This window comes from Providencia rustigianii DSM 4541 (assembly GCF_000156395.1).
Taxonomy (GTDB): Bacteria; Pseudomonadota; Gammaproteobacteria; order Enterobacterales; family Enterobacteriaceae; genus Providencia; species Providencia rustigianii.
The window spans coordinates 3,753-4,207 of the sequence record NZ_GG703827.1 but is presented as its reverse complement, the minus strand read 5'-3'; the positions used below and the strand labels follow the sequence as shown (position 1 = coordinate 4,207).

1 protein-coding gene is annotated in these 455 nt (G+C 41.3%); it reads right to left on the bottom strand.

The window, feature by feature from the left end; genetic code table 11:
- On the bottom strand, positions 1–455 hold a 455-nt coding region (locus tag PROVRUST_RS18495), incomplete at both ends, for a terminase gpP N-terminus-related DNA-binding protein (protein ID WP_006816446.1).

Genomic DNA, 455 nt, shown 5'->3' with positions numbered 1-455 from the left:
TAAGTCGCCCCAATTTGGCGTGATTTTAGGATATTGCGAATACGGTGTTTATGTCCTGCGCCGTACCAAACTTTCTGATACTCAAACATATTTTCACGAAAGATTTCTTCCAGTTTTTCAAGCTGTTCTTCGCTAAATAAATTCTTTTCAGGGGCGCGGCGCTCGCCTTTATTGCGATTGGCAAGTTTGGGATTTAAATCAACTTCATTACCGCCATTTTGGTATTTATGAATTTTGGCATGACGCTCAACTTGACGATAAAGTAAGTCGATTTCTTTAAAATCTTTACCCTCTTTATTTTCTTTGTTGAGTAGAGTACAAAGTCGCATTTCAAGCGTCATTTCTACGCGTTCAACGGGGGTGATCTCATCCCATTTATCACGTCGCTTCCAACTGTGAATTGTGGCGGATTTTTCGTTGAGCGCTTCGGCAATACGCGCAATCCTGTACCCTTT